Source organism: Actinacidiphila glaucinigra, assembly GCF_900188405.1.
Lineage (GTDB): Bacteria > Actinomycetota > Actinomycetes > Streptomycetales > Streptomycetaceae > Actinacidiphila > Actinacidiphila glaucinigra.
The window spans coordinates 40,334-56,379 of record NZ_FZOF01000041.1; the positions used below are offsets into that span (position 1 = coordinate 40,334).

At 66.8% G+C, this 16,046-nt stretch carries 8 protein-coding genes and 3 pseudogenes; 9 read left to right on the top strand and 2 right to left on the bottom strand.

Features of this window, described 5'->3' with window-relative positions; translation table 11 throughout:
• Nucleotides 1–324 precede the first annotated feature (324 nt).
• Entirely contained in the window at nt 325–450 is a 126-nt protein-coding gene (locus tag CHF15_RS46525) for a hypothetical protein (RefSeq protein WP_265737429.1), read from the bottom strand.
• 298 nt (nt 451–748) lie between these two features.
• On the opposite strand from CHF15_RS46525, the gene CHF15_RS40785 reads away from it, so the two are divergent.
• The 9 genes and pseudogenes from CHF15_RS40785 to CHF15_RS46235 form a co-directional block, all read left to right on the top strand.
• Nucleotides 749–3,370: an ATP-binding protein gene (locus CHF15_RS40785; protein WP_179280208.1), complete on the top strand. Its 2,622-nt coding sequence runs from the start codon at nt 749–751 to the stop codon at nt 3,368–3,370.
• Between the two features lie 689 nt (nt 3,371–4,059).
• A pseudogene (locus CHF15_RS40790) lies at nt 4,060–4,323 on the top strand (sigma factor); the annotation flags it as partial.
• A 196-nt stretch (nt 4,324–4,519) separates the two neighbouring features.
• On the top strand, nt 4,520–7,651 hold the full coding sequence (locus CHF15_RS46225; protein WP_245939325.1) for a PDDEXK family nuclease: 3,132 nt from the start codon (nt 4,520–4,522) through the stop codon (nt 7,649–7,651).
• Between the two features lie 101 nt (nt 7,652–7,752).
• The gene (locus CHF15_RS46860) at nt 7,753–8,223 is read left to right on the top strand and encodes a hypothetical protein (protein WP_143681750.1); all 471 of its coding nucleotides are present in this window, start codon (nt 7,753–7,755) and stop codon (nt 8,221–8,223) included.
• Nucleotides 8,224–8,772: 549 nt separating this feature from the next.
• A complete protein-coding gene (locus tag CHF15_RS40800) occupies nt 8,773–9,588 on the top strand; it encodes a hypothetical protein (protein WP_089229002.1) in 816 nt (271 codons plus the stop codon).
• Between the two features lie 101 nt (nt 9,589–9,689).
• A pseudogene (locus CHF15_RS46865) lies at nt 9,690–10,214 on the top strand (ATP-binding protein); the annotation flags it as partial.
• Nucleotides 10,215–10,625: 411 nt separating this feature from the next.
• Complete coding sequence (locus tag CHF15_RS40805; RefSeq protein ID WP_245939326.1) at nt 10,626–12,485, top strand: helix-turn-helix transcriptional regulator; 1,860 nt, start codon at nt 10,626–10,628, stop codon at nt 12,483–12,485.
• A gap of 431 nt (nt 12,486–12,916) precedes the next feature.
• Nucleotides 12,917–15,067 (top strand): NACHT domain-containing protein, encoded by a 2,151-nt coding sequence (locus CHF15_RS40815; protein ID WP_143681751.1) that lies wholly within the window; start codon nt 12,917–12,919, stop codon nt 15,065–15,067.
• Nucleotides 15,051–15,202: pseudogene (locus CHF15_RS46235) on the top strand (IS3-like element ISMyma3 family transposase); the annotation flags it as partial. The gene CHF15_RS40815 and the pseudogene CHF15_RS46235, both read left to right, overlap by 17 nt.
• Before the next feature lie 157 nt (nt 15,203–15,359).
• On the opposite strand, the gene CHF15_RS44615 reads toward CHF15_RS46235, so the two are convergent.
• Nucleotides 15,360–16,025: a hypothetical protein gene (locus tag CHF15_RS44615; RefSeq protein ID WP_143681752.1), complete on the bottom strand. Its 666-nt coding sequence runs from the start codon at nt 16,023–16,025 to the stop codon at nt 15,360–15,362.
• Nucleotides 16,026–16,046: the final 21 nt, after the last annotated feature.

The following is a 16,046-nucleotide window of genomic DNA, read 5'->3' on the forward strand; positions in this document are numbered from 1 at the left end:
GGGGCCGGACGCCAACGAGAGGCACCAGCGCCTCTACGACCGCGCTGTGTCGGGGGCCTCATCCCTGGAATGCGACCGTGAGGTGTCCGCTACGACACCGCCGTGATGTGCCGTTACTCAGCCCCAGCGCAGCAAGTTCTGCGCCGGCATGAGCGCATCCTTCCCAAGGTTCAGCACTCTGCACCGGACCCCGGAGCGGTTCAGGGTGCTCATCGCGAGGCGACCCCAGGCACGGGACAGGTGGCGGTGCGGATTCGGGATTCGTCCCCGCGGGGTGGGGGAGGGCGGGGCATGTGCCTCTGCCCTCCCGTCACGTGGCTATGTTCAGCCCTTGCCGTTGCAGGCCTTGCAGTCGCCGGTGCCCTTGCAGCTGCTGCAGTTCCATACGCCGCGGTTGCCGGAACCGTCGCAGGTGGTGCACTTGCCGTTTCCGCGGCATCGCTGGCACATAGGAAGTCCTCCTTGGTGTGATGTGATCTCTTCTTGTCGGTGACGCGGGGCCGGCGTGACTCGAAGGAGCGAAGTCGAACGCTGCGGCTTCAGCGGGAGGCATACACGGGTGGCGAGTCCCTTGCGTCGTGGCGACGTGATCAGCGAAGCCGTTCTGGTCGTCGTCCGGCTACGGCTTCGGATGCCCCCGGACGCTCTCGGATGGATCCGGACGGCTGGAAGGGATCTGGCGGGGTGATGCTGTGGCCTACAGTGACGCAGCGTCAGGATGTTCGCGGGGGCAGTGGAGGACGGGGCGTTGGACGGCAACAACAGCACCAGCCAGGTCAAGAGTGGGCAGGACAAGGAGCGTCCCGATCCCCTGAGCGTCGCCACAACCGCGGAGTTCGTGCAAGCGCTCAAAGCACTGAAAGTATGGGCCGGGGACCCCTCGCTGCAAGTCCTGTCGCGCCGTACGAAGATTCCGACCAGTACGTTGGCTGATGCCTTAAACCCGGGCCGCAGGCGGCTGCCGCCCCTGGATACCGTGCGGTCCGTGGCTAGCGCCTGCGGCGCTGCCGGCGCCGACCTCGAGCGATGGGAAAAGGCGTGGAGAGGCCTGCGGCAGACCGACGGCCGGCGCCTCGAAGCAGAAGGAGAGCCCGTCCGGAACAGCGCGCTGACCGCATGGTCGGAAACGGGCGGGTACCTGCCCAGGCAGCTGCCCCCGGACGCCAACGGCTTCTACGGGCGTACGGCAGCCCTCAGCGCGCTGGACGCCACCCTCCGGGACGCCGGCCAGACCGCCCTCAGCGCGATTCCCATCGCGATCGTCACCGGCTCTGCCGGGGTGGGAAAGACTGCTCTGGCGGTTCACTGGGCCCACGCCGTGGCTAAGCGCTTTCCCGACGGGCAGTTGTACGTCAATCTCCGGGGCCACTCGATGGACCCTGCCCTGACTGCCACGCAGGCGCTCTCCTTGCTCCTGCAGTCGCTCGGAGTTCCGCCGGAGCGCATTCCCGTCGATCCTGAATTGCAAGCGGGCATGTACCGGTCGCTGCTGGCCGGACGCAGGATGCTGGTACTCCTCGACAACGCCGTCGACGTCGCGCAAGCCAGGCCGCTTCTGCCGAGCAGCCCAGGCTGCCACGTGGTCATCACCAGCCGTGACGCCCTCACCGGCCTGGTGGCACGAGAAGGAGCACGCAGGTGCATCCTGGACGTCCTGGAACCCCAGGAAGCCACAGTGCTACTGCGCAACCTCATCGGAGCCGAACGGGCGGACGCCGAAGAGGACAGCGTGGCGGAACTGGGCCGACTGTGCGTACACCTTCCACTGGCCCTGCGGATCGTCGGAGCAAACCTGGCGAATCATCCCAGTAGGGATATTGCCCACTACGTGTCGGAGCTCAAGGAGTCCGACCTGCTGTCCGGTCTCGAGGTCGAGGGTGACCCTGAGATGGCAGTCGCTGCTGCCTTCGATCTTTCGTACATGGCGCTCTCATCCGCCGCCCGGCACATGTTTCGCCTGCTGGCCCTGGTGTCGGGCCCCGACATCAGTCGGGAGGCGGCCGCCGTCCTCGCCGGAATCCCAGTCCTTGAAGCGTCACGGATCCTGCAAGGCCTCGCATCGGCACATCTGCTCGAAGAGCACGAGCCCAGCCGGTATCGGCGCCATGACCTGCTCAGTCTCTACGCTCACCAGCGAGTACAGGCCGAAGAGACACCAGAAGACAGAGACTGCGCCCTGGAGCGGGTTCTTGCCTGGTACGTGAGTCGCATCAACGTAGCAGCCGATGTCGCTTACCCGACATTTCGTCGGCTCACCATGCAAGCATCCGAACCTGTCAGGGAGAAGGCCTCGTTCCAGTTCCGCAACGAACGTGAGGCGTTGGTGTGGCTGAGCACAGAACTCCCGAACCTGGTCGCCGCCGTGAACCACGCGGCCGCCCACAAGCCGCACCATCGCAGAGCCTGCCACCTTGCCGACGCACTGCGCGGCTATTTCACGCTGCACCGCCGCGATGCGGACTGGGTGGTTGCCGTCCGCTCCACGCTGGCTGCCGCCCACGACGACGGCCGCAGCATTGAGCAGGCGGCGATGCATCTCTGTCTGGGCACGGCGCTGGGAGCGATCGACGATGACCGCAGTGCTCTGGAGGAGTACACCCTCGCTGCCCACATCTACGCGGAACTGGGAGACGTCCAGGGTCACTCGGTAGCAGAGAACAACATGGGAAACTGTCACCTCAAGTTCGGCCAGCTCAAGGACGCTGCCAGGCATTTCCACCTCTCGGTGCAGCTTGCCGATGACCCGATCACCCAGGTGAACCTGGCTCTGGTGAACCGGGACATAGGACGGCTGTCCGAAGCTTTGTCCTGGGCGGAACGTGCCGCAGCCAGCGCGGAGGCCATCGGTGACCACGAGGCGTACCGGTGCGCGCTCACGGTGCTCTCCTCCATCGAAACCCGGCTCGGCCGCCCAGAAAGCGCTCACCTCCATGCCACGGCAGTTCTGAACGCCGGACGCAGCATTGGAAACCGGGCGACTGAAGCTGACGCGCTCGCCAAAGTCGCAGCCGCCTGTATTCAGCTTGACCGACCGACGGAGGCTCTGGGCCATGCGCTGCAGGCGCTTGAGCTCATTCGGGACGGCGTTGCCCGCACCGGTGACGAACAGGCACTGATCTCCATCGTGCATGCCCACCTGGTCGCCGCTCCCCTCAGCGACACCATTGCCCTCGCTGAACGGGTCCTCGCGGAGTTCCAGGAGCGTGGGTTCCGGCTTGCGGCTGCCCGGACCCAGGTGCTTCTCGGTAGAGCGCTGACTGGGCAGGACGCATCTGCCGCAGCGGAGCACTGGGAACACGCGCTGGCAGTCATGATCGACGTGGGAGCCGCCGACGCTGAGGAGGTGCGGGCACTGCTCCAGACACTGTAGGCGTTCAGCCCCGCTGCCCGCCTGTCCCGAGCCCGCAGGGGTGGCGTTGAGAGGACGTGGATGGGATGCCAGACCGGAGCGGACGACCCTTGCTGGCACAGATCGGGCAGGGCCGTTGCTGGATAGGGCTGGGTGGGACGGGGCGAGGTGCCGATTGCGGGGCCGCATACACACGGCCCCGCAATCGGCGCGTCTTACCGGCGCAGTGTGCTGTACACGCGTACCCGTGACGTCACGCCATTCCTCCATGCTCTCCTGCGTAGCGCATGGGGTCATCCGTGTGGCCGGGCACGACGGGTAGCCACCCGAATGGTGCATCGCGGGTGGCGGGGCTGCTGGTGGTCGGCGGAGCGATGGCCTGCGGCGACGGCTTTGGACGGACCACTTCGAGCTCGGTCGGCTGGTAGATGCCTCACCAGAGACCGTCGGTCAGCGTGAGCGCCTCGCGCGGGGACCAGGCGGCGAGGGTGGTAGGGGGCCCGGCTGCCTTTCCGCCGGTGATCGGGTGAGGAGGGCCACGCGAAGGCGGCGCCGGTGGGGCGCGGCCTGCTGTAAGTCGGGGTGCCGGCGAGGTCCTGGACACCTGGCGGCGAGGTCATCGCCGCGTGAGTGTTCTGCGGGCACTGAACCGTCCCTCCGGTGCGCACCGCGGGGGAGGGGGCGGCTCCGGTCGGGAGGCGAACAGCACCATGGATCTGGTGGAACGAGCCCAGGCCGGCGAACGCGAAGCCTTCGCCGCGCTCTACGACCACTACGGCGACACCGTCTACCGCAAGGTGTACTACCGGGTCGGAGGCAAGGCGACCGCCGAGGACCTCACCAGCGAAACCTTCCTGTGTGCGCTGCGCCGGATCGGGACCTTCACCTGGCAGGGCCGCGACTTCGGCGCCTGGCTGGTGACCATCGCCCGCAACCTGGTCTCCGACCACTTCACCTCCAGCCGCTTCCGGCTTTGTCGGTGCGGGGTGTGATGATGCAGCTGTGACACAGCCGAACCCTTCCGAATCCGACATGCCGCGTCAGCCGGAGACGGCTGGCGGCGACCGCCCGGCCGCGGACGTCTGGGCGCCGTGTGCGGGAGATCCGAACCTGCGTACTCCTCCTCCTGGCGGTTCCCCGGGTCGTACGCCGCCGGGGGAGGACCTGGACTTGCATCTCGGTTGGGATCGCTTCGAAAAGCTGATGCTCGCCCTGTCACGCCGTGTTCTGGGCCTGCGGGACATCCGCTTTCGGCGCTACGGGGTTCAGGGGCAAGCACAGCACGGCATCGACCTGGCCGGTCGGGAGTCGACGGGTGACTTCACCGTCGTCCAGTGCAAGGACTACGCAGCGTTCACCGCCGGGGACTTGCGCAAGGCGGTCGCGAAGTTCGCGGTCGGCCGGCGTCCCTTCGACGCCGGCCGCCTGATCGTGGCGACCTCTGCCTCCACTGAGGCCACGCAACTGGCCGACGAGCTGGCCGCGCTCCAGCTCCAATATCCTGATCTCGACGTGGATCTGTGGGGGTCCGAGCAGATCAACCAGCACCTGCGCTACTGCGGCGACATCGTCGCCCAGTTCTGGACGCGCGAGACAGCGGCCGACTTCTGCACGGGCGCCCCGCTGCCAGGAGTGCCGGCACCGCCGCCCGACCGGCAGGAGCAGGCCGAGAGGATCCTCGTCGGGCCTCTCAACACCGACGACGTGGCACCGATGCTGCGTACCGCGGACAACAGGAGGGCCGAGGCACCGGCCGAATCAGCCACACTCTACGGCGCTCTGGCGAACCGGCTGCACGATGCCGGGTTCCGCGGGCATGCCACTGTCTTGCGGAAGAAACAGCTCGAGGCTCTCCAAGAGGGCGGTTTGTTCGACGAGGCAGCCGACTTGGCGGCCGAACTCGCGGCAGCCGCACTGCACCACGGAGACAGCGACCAGGCAAGGATCCTGGCCCACCAGCTCGAACAGTTCGCTCGCGACGCGGCCGGCTCCCGCACACCACAGGCGTCGGCCACGGCACGTCACGCAGCCCTCCTTAACGCGGCTGCCCAGGACATCGCCCACCCTCTGGTCATGAGCCACCTGGCACCCGCCCTGGAAAAGGTGGGCGCAGCAGATGCCCCTGACTATCGGCCGCTTTTGGTGCTCATGCTCGCCGAGTACCGGCTCGCGACCGAGCCCCACACGCTCGTGGAACTCGACGGCCTCATCAAGGTCGCCCTCGCACAGGCCAAAGAACAGCCGGTAACGGAGCAGATGCAGGACATCCTGGTGCGCCTGCGCCTGTTGCGAGCCGAATACGACAGCGCACCACGGCAGGACCTGCTCCGCGAGGCCAGACGGCACCGGATGAAGGGTCGGCACGCAGCGCTCGTCAGCGCGCGCGAGGCACGACGCTGCGCCCTCGAAGGCCGGGCGGAGGAAGCCCTGGAGAACTGGAGGGACGCCGTCCAGGACGGCATCCACGCGGGACTTGCCGAAGATGCCGCCGACTGGCTCTACGCCATCCGCGCGGCCAACGCGCAGTACGGACCGTGGACGATAGAGATCGACGACGAACACCGCCTCGCGCAGGCGCTGCGCACGACAGGCTCCGGCCGCTTGCTGGACCGCATCCGGGACCCGAGAGCACAAGCGATGTCCGCACTGGTCCGGGACAAGCCCACCGAGGCGGTCCTGGCGGCCCGCCGCTGGCTGACCGACAGCGTGGTTACCGGGAGCTGGGCGGACGAGAACGAAGCCGTGACGTTCCTCGGCGACCTCTACCGCGACAACAACGAACCCGATTTGGCGGCGACCTACTACCAGCGTGCCGGAAGTACCGAGAAGCTCGAACAGCTCGCCAAGAACATGGGAGATGCGCTGCTTCCCCTGGTGCCCGGCGCGCGCCAGCCGTGGTGGACCCTGCGCTCACGTGCGGTCCTGATTGCGGCACAGTCCGACCTGGGCGAGGATGCGGCAGCACGCGAGCTGTTCGACGAGATGCTGGACCTAGCCGTACGCGGCAGGGTCGGCGAACTCGTCGATTCACCTACGAGGTCCCTGGCCATTCAGGCTGCGAAGAGCGCCTGCGCGCTTGCCTCGCGCAGCACACATGAGCAGGCCACAGCCCTGCTGGACCTGCTCGGCCCGGACGTCCCCCGCGAACCCAATCAGTACCGCCACACCGACGACGAGCACGCGGCTGCCTGCGTAGCCATCGCCATAGCACACCCCGAGCTCGCCATGCGCGCCCTGACCAGGTTGTTCGATCTTGCCGACGTCCACACCGACAAGGCTCTGAACGTTCTCGTCAGGGACCAGACGCTGCGTCTGCTGGGTGCTTGGCCGCAGAGTGACAGGGTGGCTGCCGGCACCGTCCCCTGCAGCCCGCTGAGCGGTGACGAGCAGAATACCCTGCGCACACGGGCCGACGAGCTGGCAAGGCAGGGACACTACCTGTCCAACGTGATCCAGGCTGCAGTCAACCCTGACCATCCCGATGTGCAGGAGCGAGCCAGGACGGCACGCGACCGCCTCCTGGCCCGGCCCGAGCCGGATCCCAAATCTATGTCCCTGGACAGCGCGATGGTTCCTGATTCGGCCATGGTCTGTCACCTCGCCTCCGATGAACGGCACGCCTGCCTGGAAAAGCTTCTTACAGTGGCAAGTGATAGACGAGAGCTGGCGTCCAACCGGCAGGACGCTTTGATCGGCGCCCACAATCTCGTCGTCGACCAGGAACCAGAGGCCAAGTGCACCACCTTCCGTGCGAGTCAGCCCTTCGCCCTGGGCGAGCTCGACGGAAGCCGACTCGACGACGAGTTCACGGGCCAACCCCACCCGCTCAGCACACTAAAGATCAACCTGGGATCCGCATCGCTGCGCGGCCATGGCCTACGCCTTGCCGCTGCCTCAGCGACAACAGCCGACGAGCAGGAATGGGTCAAAGACCAGGCAGTTGAACTCCTGCGCAGCGACGAGGCCATAGACGTCCAGGAAGCAGCCCTGGCACTCAACCGCCTCCCACGCGAAGCCACAGCGGACATCGATCCCCGTGCTCTGGCCGACCACAGCCATATCTCTGCCCGACAGCTCAGCGCAGTGCTGTGTATGCAGCACCCTCAACGCTTCGCCGACACCTTGGCGCGTCTGGCCGCAGACCCGAGCTTCCGAGTGCGCCGCACCCTGGCCGAAGCAGTGACCACTCACTCAGGGCCCGACGTCCAACCGGCAATCACAAAACTTATGGACCGTCTCAGCAAGGACCAACGGCACAGCGTCCGCGCCGTGGTGCTAGGCGGGCTTCGAAAGCAGGCTTGATACGTCTGTGTTGCCACTTCGGAATCGCTGCCCGCTGGGTCTGGCACGGGTCGGCCTATGCGGCGCCGGGGTGGACTGCCTGAACCCCGATGCTTCGACACATGGCCCGTCGTCGCCAGGCCGGTACGGGCGAGAGGTACACGGAAGCTCTGCGGTACGCGCGGTCAGAGGAGCCCGAGCCGAAGATTTCGGCTGCTGTGAGGTGCTCGAGCAAGTGCCTTGGTGGTTCGGGAGCGGTTCGAGCAGGGAGGGATGCCGCGCTACTGGCGGAGCTGGAGGAGCTAGGCCGCGAATGGTTCCAGATCGAGATCGCCGACGACTTCCACCCACCCAAGGACGGCGACGAGACCGACGGGCACGGAAACCCCCTGCCTGGCCGCATCGACGATGTCGATGCACGCCTCGCCTACGTCCCGTCACCCGCGCGCGTACCCACCTCGACCTCGGCGGCCTGGAATGGGTTCACGACCATCCCGACGGAAATTCTCTGGCGTCATACGCCTGGTCAACCGGCGATCTGGCCGCGCTGTTGCAGGCTGAAGTCCCAGCCGGACCTGGTCCGATGGCTGTGAGGTCGGTGGCTTCCGCGGGAGGACTTCGGCGCCCAGGGGCGGGAGCGGCGTGCAGTTCGGGCTGAATCTAGTTCCAGCACGGAGGCGGTCCCGTCAGTTGCTGGGGAGCGCCGGCAGCGACTCTGGCGGTAGAGGTTGGGGGTTTCCGGTTAGGAGTGGTGTCCGCCGGGTCCACGGTTGACGGTGGACCCGGCGGGTTAAGGCCGTGTGGGGGTCACGGTCCGGATGGGTGCCTCTTGCGCAGAGCGGGGACTGTACTTTCCCGGGGGTGACCCCCGGATTCCCAGCGGAAAGCCAGGCTGGCTGGAGTGACCTGCACGGACACGCCGGGCGAAACTGGCGGGACGACCCAGGTGTGTAGGGGGCATTGGACGGCCACCAAAGGCGCGGGCTGACAGAGGCGCTTGGTGATGCTGAAGTTAGGGTCGAGCGGGCAGTGGCGGGCACCCTCGGCGGTCAGGTTGCAGGGGTTCTCCCGATGCCTGGCTGCTGGGGCGTGGAGGAAGGTGCACACAGTTACTTCCGACACGCACCCTGAGGGGGCCTTTCATGACGTCGACACTGAGCGCGGGTGGGGAACTGCCGGCTGGGGGCGAACTGCGGTCCGACAACGGCAGGGTCCGGCTGGTCCTGCAGGAGGACGGCAACCTCGTTCTGTACCGGGTGGACACGGGGAAGCCCTTGTGGGCCACGATGAGTCTGAAATGGCCCAACGGGAGCGGGCGTACCCCGGGCAAGGTCACGATCGTCAAGATGCAGACCGACGGAAACTTCGTCGGCTACGACAACCAGGGCAAGCCCCAGTGGGCCTCCGACACCGACGGTAACTCCGGAGCGCACGTCGTGCTCCAGGACGACGGCAACCTCGTCGTCTACGCTGGCCCGCACGCGTTGTGGGCCGCCGGCACCGTCCAGGACTGGTCCCCCACGAAGGCCGAGACCGGCAACAGGCGCCTAGCCGAGGGGCGGTGGATGAACACCACTGCCTCGGTGTCGCCCGACGGCCTGATTACCGGCACCACCACCATCTGGAGTACGGCGGAGCTCTACGGCTTCCATGGCTCCGCGGTGCCCGTCATCCTGGACAGCCAGGACAAAATCCTCTGGCCGACGAACATCAACGCCGAGAAGCACCAGTACGGCGTCGATGGCACCATGGTCCCCTTCGGGGCGGCAAGCAAACGAGTGGAACACTGGAACAACAAGATCGACCCCGCGCTGCTGAACCAGGGGCGTCTGAGCATCATCCAGTGGTGGGACCCGAAGCCGTTCGACGAGAAGAACATCCAGGCTGTCGGCAAGAAGGTCCAGGCCTTCGTCACCGAGGTCGGGACCGTGTGGAAGATCGTCGCCGCCTTCCTCTGAGGCAGGTAATCTGCGAAAATCTTCCTTCTTGTCTGGTTGCCGCGCTAGCAGCAACGCGGCTACGTCGTGCACGGTTCGGTCCGAGGAGAACCGGGGGAGTCATGCGATCGTCGGGCGCGACCAGGCGTGGCTCTCCCCGAGACCGAGACCGCGGCCAGCCACCGATCGGCCGGGACACAGAGACAACCGCCCTGAAGAAGGTCATCGACGCTCTGGCGGGGCAGCGGCGCGGGGGAGCGCTGTTTCTGCACGGGGACCCCGGGATCGGCAAGACAGTTCTGCTGGATCAAGCCTGTTTCCTCGCCATCCGGCGGGGGATTCGGGTACTTCGCGCAGCCGGCGCCGAGACCGAAATGGATATGCCGTTCGTCCTGCTGGCTGATCTCCTCAGGCCCTTGCGTCAACACGCGAAAGCACTGACAGTGTTCCAGCAAGAGGTTCTTGAGGCAGCTCTGGAGGGCGGCAAAGGGGCAGTCCCCACCCCGCTGTCGGTGTGCTCGGCAACGTTGGCCATGGTCACGGAAGCCTCCGCTGGCCAACCAGTGGTGCTCGTCGTCGACGATCTCCACTGGGCAGACCCTGCGTCGACACAGGTGCTGCGCTTCCTGTCCCGCCGCCTAGGGCATGAGCCGGTCGCCTTGCTGTCCGCCACCCGAGAACCGGCCGCAACCACAGGTGGCGGCAGCGCAGTCCTGGATCTGCACGGCCTGGGACGTGAGGAATGCGGCACACTCCTGGCTCAGAGGGGGATAGAACTAGCGCCAGGGGACCTAACCGCATTGGTCCGGTGGTGTGACGGCAACCCCCTAGCGGTAGTGGAAGCCGGGGCACGAGCGGCGGACGCGTCAACGCAATCCTTCTCGGAAGGACTCTCACCTGGTGAACACCTCCAGGTCACATGGGCTGCCGTACTGCGTCGCCTACCGGCCGATACCCAGTGGGCCCTGGCCATGCTGGCGTTGGACCGCTCTTCGGGGGCTGACACGCTTCAGGCATTGGCGTCCGCAGGCGTGAACTGGGAGGCGTGGGAGCCAGCGGTGAGGCAGGCTCTGGTGACCGCGGCGCCCGAAGGGAACACCTTCACGTTCCGGCATCCCCTGATCCGCACCGTTGTGCTGCACGCCATGGAACCGGGCCGGCGGCAACGAGCACTTGTCCGACTTGCAGACGTCTCCACGATCTCGCGAGCCGTCTGGTACAGGGAGGCGGGTGCAGTAAGCCAGGACGAGGAATTGGCCCAGCTCCTGGCCGAGACAGCCGAGGACGCATCCCGCAGGGGGGCCTATCACAGTGCCGCGTGCGCGTGGCAAGCGGCCGCGCAGCGCGGTGAGGCTGAAGCCACACGGACGACTCGGCTGACAAGAGGTGCTGAAGCAGCTCTGCTCTCGGGAGATCCTGCCTGGGCAAGCCGGCTCGCCAGGGACGCCCTCGACCTCCCCGGCGACACCGGGACCAAGACAGCAGCGCAGCTCGCCCTTGGGCGCGCTTATACATGGATCGGCCGCCCAGAGCTCGCCTTCAGCGTCCTGACCCGTTCAGCGACGCTTGTCCGGCGAGAACTGCCCGATGTGGCGGAGACCATGATGCGCGAAGCGATCCTGCCCATGGTGATGAGCGGAAACGCCGAGAAGGGGCTGGAAGCGCTTGAGAGCTGGCTAACCAGTGGCTACGACGGCCGTGTTGACGCCACGGCTAGTCTCCTCGGCCCAGTGTTGGCGCTGCGCGGCCATGTCATCGAAGGCGCGCGAGCACTCGAGCAATATCAGGACGTGGTCGAAGCGTCCGATCCACTGCGCGACGGCCTGTCGCTCTGCCTGGTCTCCCAGGGATACATCTGGTTGGACCGTCCCCTGAAAGGTCGGCGATTGCTGCAGTCGGTGATCGCAGCGGCGCGAACAGCAGGATCGCTGTCCGTGCTGCCGTATGCCCTTGCCCTCCACAGCGAACTGGACATATGGGAGGGGCGGTGGGCGGTGGCCTCGGCGGACGCACTTGAGGCACTGCGCTGGGCCCGCGAATTTGGGATGCCTGGCATTGCCGCGTTCGCCTTGAGTGCGCTCGCCAGGCTGGACGCTCTGAGAGGTTCCCGGGCCGCTTGCGCGCAGCGGATCGAGCAGGCGCGACAACTGGCAGGAGAGGCTGGCATGTGGGCATTGGAGGCCCACTTCGCCGCCGCGCTCGGCTTGGACTGCCTAGCCAGTGGTGAACTTGCCAGCGCGATCGACCACTTAAGTCAGGCCAGTGCGCACGAAAAACGCGCCGGGATCGGTAACCCCATGATCGCCCCACACCTTCCGGACTTGGCCGAGGCGCATGTACGTGCGGGCTCCGTGGATGCTCCCTACCTATTGGAGCGACTGGAGGCAGCGGCGGAATCCACCAGGCTGGCGTGGATGCAGGCAGCGCATGCCCGCTGCAGGATGCTCGCCGCTCAGTCCGCCAAAGAGGTCGACCAGTGGTGGTTCCTCGCCCATGCGGCACACTCCCGTCGAGGGCTCCCCTACGAGGAGGCACGCACGCTCCTATGTCGAGGTGAGGCGCTCCGCAGGCAACGCGTGGCCGTGCGAGCGAGGGAGCCGCTGTTGGAGGCGCTTTCCAAGTTCGTCTCACTGGGCGCGCAGCCCTGGGCAGCTCGTACCCGCGCGGAGTTGAGGGCTGCCGGTTACCGCGGCCCGGACCTGCCGGAAGGGCAGGCCAGCGAAGCGTTAGGCCTCCTGACAGGTCAAGAACTCCAGGTCGCGCGCGCAGTGGCCCGTGGTCTCAGCAATGCCGAGGTGGCCGCCTGCTTGTTTATCTCCCAGAAGACCGTGGAAGCGCATTTGACACGCGTCTACCGCAAACTACGGACGCGGTCGAGGGCGGAGTTGGCTGGCAGGCTGAGAACACTGATCGAATGAGCCACACCTAGGGCCCGCCGTTTGGATCATCTGATCGTTGGCCAAGGCTGCTGACTGGAGACTCGATAGCGGCACCGATAGTGGCGTATGCGTCGGCGCGGAGGACCTCCGCAGGGCTCACGGGAGCAGTTCGATGTGCGGATGGTCCGGGATGCCGGACAGACGTGGAGTTGGAGGCTGTAGTCGCCGATGACGTCGATCAAGGTGAAGTTGCCGTCCTGGGCGCCCAGGGGAGGCGGGGCCGGGTTCGTCCGTTCCTCCTCGGCGATCCGGGTCTCGCTGCCGCCCACCCATTCCCAGGAGGCGATGGTGAGGAGCGGGACCTTCTCGGTGCCGCACTCGGGGCCGGGGGGCGCGCCCGACTTGGGCACTGCGAGCGGAGGTACGGGAAGAGAGTGCGGAGCGATGCGGGGCGGGCCATCATCGGAGGCATGAGGGTCGAGGGCCGTCGGCATCGGCGGGTGTGGCAGGCAGTGGGCTGGGTTGGCGGAGCCGTGGTGGTGGTGCTTGTGCTCATTACCTGGCGGCAGTTGTCTCGGGGGGACTTTGAACCGCAGGACGCTGCCAGCCTCTGGGGACCACCCCTCGGCATCGCAGGTCTCTTGGTTGCTGTCCTGGCCCTACGCAAGCCGTCGGAGGGCAACACCGCCGACCTCGTCCGTACATGGGCCGCTACCCTTGCTGCCTTGGTCGTCTCAGGTGAGGGCCGGATCTACAACCAGCTGCTGGGCGACGACACTGTTCCCATCGACCTCGCCTACACCCTCCAGGCGGTCCCCGGCCGCGCTGCCACCGCACCCTTGCACGGCCGTCTCCTGTCCACCCCTACCCCTGCCTCATCACTGGTGCTTCCGCCCTCGCATCCGGCGGGAGGAACGCCAGATGTGGCCGCGTACTGGCGTCAGGTCCAGCCCCAACGCTTGGTGGTCACCGGGCCGGCCGGAGCCGGCAAGACCGTCTTCGCCCTCGCCCTGATCCTCGCGTTGCTCAAGGACCGCACCGACACCGATCCGGTCCCGGTCCGGGTCCCGGTCTCACTGTGGGACAGCACCACGCCTCTGGAAGCCTTCCTGACCCAGCGCCTGATCGAGGCTTACGGCTGGCCGAAGGCGCAGGCGGCGGCTCTGGTGGAGCACGGCATGGTTCTGCCAGTGCTGGACGGCTTGGACGAGATGGACCCGACCCTGTTCGACGGGAACCCTGACCCAGACGCGCCTCGTGCCCGGGCGGTACTGGAGAAGCTGGACGGCTACCGGGTGCGGGGCGAGCCTGGGCCGTTGGTGCTGACCTGCCGCACCGCCCATCTGCAGGCCCTGACCGCCCGTGGGCCCCTGCGCGACTCGGTCCAGGTCACCCTCGCCCCTGTCAGTCCTGCCCACGCTGTGAGGTACCTGACCACTCGCGCCCAGGATCGGACCCGCTGGCAGCCCCTGATCGATCACTTGAATGCGCATCCCGGCGGCGAACTGGCGACGCTGCTGTCCACGCCCTGGCGGCTGTGCCTGACCGCCACGGTTTACCACGACGACGGCAACCCCGACGAACTCACCACCCACGCCACCGCTCAAGACCTCGACCAGCACTTGCTGGCCCGCTTCATCCCCGCGACCACCCGCCTCCACCGCCACCCCCGTACGAGGCTCGGTTGGCAACGGACTTACCGCCCCGAACAGGTCCACCGATGGCTGCACCACCTCACCCGCTCCCTCACCCACACAGCAAGGTTCACCGGTACGTCTGTTCTGATCAGCGTGCGAACCGACCTAGTTCTGCACGAGCTATGGCCGCTGGCCGGCCGCACCCGCGTCCGGATTGTCGAAGTCACACTTACCGCCAGCGCAATGGTCCTTGTTGCCTTCCTGGCCTGGGCGACCTTTTTCCGTTCCGCACCTGTAGAAGTGATCTTCCCGCCGGCCGTCCTAGCTGTGACGTATCTTGCGAGAGAGGGTGACACGTCACCGGGTCGGCTGGGGTTCTCCAGACCTGCCATCCCAGGCTCTGTCTTGGCGACCGCGTTGTTTGGCGCGTTGCTTGGCGCGGTGGTTTTCGGGGTGGGGGGCGGGCTGATGTTCGGGCTGGCGCGCGGGCTGATGCTTGGGCTGTTGGGCGGGTTCGTGTTCGCGCTGAGCCATGTGTTGTTCATGGGGTCGGTAGCACCGCCGGCCAAGGAGGCGCGCCCGTGGGCGCTCCTGCGAGACGACCTGGTGCTGAAACTGGTGGTCGGACTAGCGCTCGGGCTGATGTTCGGGCTGCTGTTTGGGTTGATGTTCGGACTCTTGGCAGGACTGGTAGGCGGCCCCGTGATCGGGCTGACGATGTTGCCGGGGGTGGGGGTGGGGAGTCTCCTGATGCGTCGTTACACGGCGTTCTTGCTGTGTTCCACAGGGCACTTGCCGTTTCGGCTGGTGGTGTTCTTGGACTGGGCGTCTGAAGCGGGACTGCTGCGCTACGCCGGCCCTGCCTACCAATTTCGGCACCGCGAACTTCAGCAGTGGCTGACCAGCCATCCTGAACCCATGACTGCTCCGCGGACGACGGATACGGACCCCCGGCCCGGGCAACGATGCGTGCCGGGCAGGTGACCTGGTCGATCGTCCCTTCGACGCCGAGCGGCTGAACCGGTTGTGGGAGTTGCGGACTTCACCTACGCGGCTACCTGGGCCGGGACGGTCTATGTCGCATCGTACGCGGATGCCTTCTCGCGCCGGATCCTGGGCCACAAACGACACCCGCTGACGGACCAGGTATCGAGGGCTCTATGGCGATGTGGACGGCCTCGGGACCGGGTGCACTGCTCCTCGACAGCTGTTCCGGAATGGTCGCGCCTACGCCTGTGGCAGGAGACCTGCCGCTTCCTGCCACAGGCGCTTGAGGTCAGACCGTTGCCGGGACGGACTCTGCTGCTTCCGCCGCATTGCTGGTGTCGCCGTCCGAAGGGGTGATGGGGGTGTAGAAGACGCTGCCTTGCTGGCGGGTACGTTCGGCGAGGCCCTTGGCTACCAGCGACTCCAAGGCGTTGCGCACCACGGGCGCGCTCGGCGTGGTGCGATCGGGGTGCTGCTTGGCCAGGGCATCGACGAAGTCGCTGACCATGCGCGGTTCGCTGCTCGCGGCCAGTGTGCCGATGACCAGGCTGCGCAGTGTCGGCTCGGTGCTGGATCGTGAGGTAGCGGGCTTGGGCTTCCGGCCGTCCTTGGAAGCCATGGTCTTCTTCCCGGCCTTGCGGGCCGGCTCACCGGCCGACTTCTTCCGCCCGCGGGGACGGGGTACTGGCTGGGCCGAAGACGTCACCTTCGGCTCGTCGGCCCTGTTGCCAGAAGGCGCTTCACTTGCCGATTGCTCGGGCGTAGCCGCGCTTTGCGCACCGGCCACGGATTCCTGAAGCTGGGTCAGCCATGCCCGCTCTTGTTCGAGCTGCGCGAGCCGGTTCTGGAGGTCCGCCAACTGCACGCGGACCTTTTCCTGCTCGTTGGCGTTGTTGTCCAGGTCCTCTGCGAGACGCGTCGCATACCGGTCCTGAATGGTGTTGTTGTTGGACACGACAGCCGCTCCTCGTGTATC